Below are 2,952 nucleotides of genomic sequence, written 5' to 3'. Positions count from 1 at the left end.
TTCGCGTTTTCGACTCGCGAATCAAACGCAATTACGCGCGACATAGCCACGCCTTCTTTCGCCGCCTGCTCCATAATCTTTTTCATGCGATCGTCGGGATTGAATGGCTTGCCTTTGATAATGCCGATGGACGCCAGACGTCCCAGCTTTTCTTTGCCAAAGGCTTCGGCCGGCTCGTAGTTGATGATGTCATGCATCCATTCGAACGCGCTGGCATCTTCGGGAACCAGGGTATTGATCGGCACCCCTGAAACATTGGTGAACGTGTTCTTGCGCGGTCCGGTTTTTAATGGATAGACCTTGGCGTTCTTGCGAAAGAATTCCATCGCTTTTTCGCCGGTTCCGACCACCTCCGCGTTGGCGCGAACAAAAGTAAATAGACGGTAGGTTGGCGATTTAAATACAAAATAGCCGTCCGGCACATCTCCTTTGTCACCGGGAGGAAGAATCAGGTCTTTTCCGCCCTTACCTTTGTCCATGCCTGTGGGGCCAATATCGAAAGCAAACAGGAAGTTCGCGTCATCTACAGGTCCCATCAATCCTTCGGGGGCTTCAAAAACCGTAGGTCCGTCTACTTTAAGGTCAAACACAATCATGGCATAGATACTTTCCGTATTACCGGTCAGCCACATAGCCTTGGAATCCAGGCGGTCGGCAGTGACAGAAATATCCGAGCTGCTCTTTGCGCCGTAATCGCGTACGGTGCCGATCATCATTCCGCGCATGGACAGGGCGGGATACATATCGAGGTACAGCTGTGTTGCACGCTGCAGATCGAGCTCATCGTAGACATCTTGCACCGTTTTCTCAGTCGGGTAGCCACCGGGAAATTCCAGCTTCCCGAACCGGGTCTCCATCTTGTCGGGCGCCGGTTTGAAGTCCTTCCAGCCCTGCTTGGCTTCTGTTCCAGCTTGCACGAAGAGGCTCTTTCCCTGTTCGGCGTAAACCGGAACACATAGGCTGGCCGCCATCAATCCGGTAATGCCCATTTTTATCAATGATTTCATTTAGTTGCCTTTTAAAAATAAGGGGTTGAGTTACCAAAAGGATTCATAGCGATGACCATTATGTGGTTTCAGGTCTCAGGTGTCGGGTGTTGGGTGTTAGTGAGGGAAGAGGGAGCTACTGAAACCTGAACACTGGCACCTGAAACCTGAAACTCACTTCGGAAACAAGAACTGCAGCTGTAGCCGCAAGCTCCAGTCGGCGCCGCCATCCGGCTTTTCCACATTGTAGAAGGCCTGCATCTGGGCATTCATGGCCTGTTTGCCGATTTTGAAGATCTTGCCCACACCCCCGCCGAAGGGGATGGTCCACTGGTTGCCGCTGTCGGCCTCCCAGTTGGCTGTAATGATCGGTGCCGACGAGAGATACCAGCCGTCGGCCATGTTGTAGTTGATGAAGTACTGGAACAGGAACTGGTTGACATCCGCCCGGTCGTCGTCGCCGGCATAGGACCACAGGTTGCTGGCCAGGCCGCCGATCACCCAGGGACCATTGATGGTCAGGGCCACAACCGATGGTCCCGCGCTCCACTTGTCGGTGCCCAGCACGTCGTCGGTGGCCGTGGGAAAGGAGAACGCCGGCCCCAGGCCCCAGATGAGCTTGCCCGGCTTGGCCGGAGAGAAGAACAGGGTCGCATTGATGTCCCCCAGGCCGAACTCGCTGCCGGTTCCGGGGACCATTTCCGGCTGGTAGATGACCGGGGCGATGGTTCGGGTGATCAGGTTCCAGTTATCGCTGAGGCTGACGGGGATGACCGGCTGGATGTTGAGGATGTTCTGGGTGTCGTCGCCCGGCCCGACGCCGAAGTTGGTGTTGTTCTGCAGCGGAAGGCTGATCATGTTGGCCACCGGGTTCTGGGCGGCCTGGGCCAGGGCGGCCTGGTCGTCCGCACGGACATCGCCGTGAAATGCGGTGAGGCTGAGAACAACGATTGCTGCAAGCAATCGTATGGTTAAGTTGAACGTCTTCATTCCTGTCTCCTCCCATATACATAATTGGTTGCGGTGGTCATTGACTGGTTACCAGCCTCGTATGCCCCGTTGCCATTGATCAATCCAGGACCTGCTCCGCCCCATTTTTGTCCTGGAGGAACTCGACCAGCAGAATTGGCAGGTGCAGTTCGTAGAGGCTGTTCAGCACGCCACTGAGCTGGGCCTGATCGCGCAGATGGCCCATCAGCGTGGTAACCAGCGCCTCATCGTCGGAACCGGATGTGGTGATTCGCATACCCGCCAGCCGGTCGGACCAGCAGTCGTCCAACCGCCCCTTGACATTGATGCGGTATTTGCCCGGCTTTTCGAAATTTATTTTTCCAATCTTTTGAATAGGAGCCATATGCCATCATCCTTGTTGTTTTTCGATGCCTGATGGAATCACCAACCGGTGTATACTGAAATTAGACTGGTCGATCGATTTACACGACCCCCGAAAAGGGGGGAAAAAGAGGGTTTTTATGGGTAACGGATGGAAAGGGGGGGGACAGTTTCAGTGTTCAGGGTAATAGGAATGAAATGGAGTGATGGAGTAATGGAATATTGGGTACAAAAAGAGCGCTTATCTCAACACTCCAACACTCCAGCGCGCCAAGCTTTAAAACCCCAGCATTCCTTCCTAAACGCCGGGTATTCGACGTTTGACGTTTATTTTATTGTGTACCCTTTCCCCTCCATGGCCGCGACGTAGTTCTTGTCCCATTGGGCAAACTGCCCGTTGAAGGCCTCGATGGCCTGCTCTTTGGTGGCTTCGGCACCACGTTGCGTCCTCCGGGATCGCATGCCTCCGGCCAGGCCGCCGGCGGTCGCACCGATTGCAGCCCCTTTACCGGCATCACCGGCGATGGCACCCACGGCTACACCGACCAGGGCACCCCTGGCCGCGCCGCCGACGAGGCCCCCCTTGGCCTGTTCGGCTGTCTGTTCAGCAGCATGGCCCTGTTCCACCAGTTTG

At 55.4% G+C, this 2,952-nt stretch carries 4 protein-coding genes; all 4 read right to left on the bottom strand.

Annotated features, from left to right (window positions below; all coding sequences use genetic code 11):
• Nucleotides 1-1,007, bottom strand: a 1,007-nt coding sequence (locus tag QNK41_RS07835; protein ID WP_319255462.1) for a DUF1254 domain-containing protein, incomplete at its 3' end; no start/stop codon positions are given.
• A 153-nt stretch (nt 1,008-1,160) separates the two neighbouring features.
• Complete coding sequence (locus tag QNK41_RS07830; protein WP_319255460.1) at nt 1,161-1,976, bottom strand: hypothetical protein; 816 nt, start codon at nt 1,974-1,976, stop codon at nt 1,161-1,163.
• Between the two features lie 79 nt (nt 1,977-2,055).
• On the bottom strand, nt 2,056-2,340 hold the full coding sequence (locus QNK41_RS07825; protein WP_319255458.1) for a hypothetical protein: 285 nt from the start codon (nt 2,338-2,340) through the stop codon (nt 2,056-2,058).
• A 305-nt stretch (nt 2,341-2,645) separates the two neighbouring features.
• Nucleotides 2,646-2,952, bottom strand: a 307-nt coding sequence (locus QNK41_RS07820) for a YMGG-like glycine zipper-containing protein (RefSeq protein ID WP_319255456.1), incomplete at its 5' end; no start/stop codon positions are given.

It is taken from the genome of Desulfosarcina sp. (assembly GCF_033791525.1).
Lineage (GTDB): Bacteria > Desulfobacterota > Desulfobacteria > Desulfobacterales > Desulfosarcinaceae > Desulfosarcina.
Note: the sequence above shows the minus strand (reverse complement) of the source record. Positions and strands in the feature narration are given on the sequence as shown.

Coding starts and splice junctions, on each gene's coding strand:
- QNK41_RS07825 (WP_319255458.1), bottom strand. CDS start 2,340: ATGGCTCCTATTCAAAAGATTGGAAAAATAAATTTCGAAAAGCCGGGC.
- QNK41_RS07830 (WP_319255460.1), bottom strand. CDS start 1,976: ATGAAGACGTTCAACTTAACCATACGATTGCTTGCAGCAATCGTTGTT.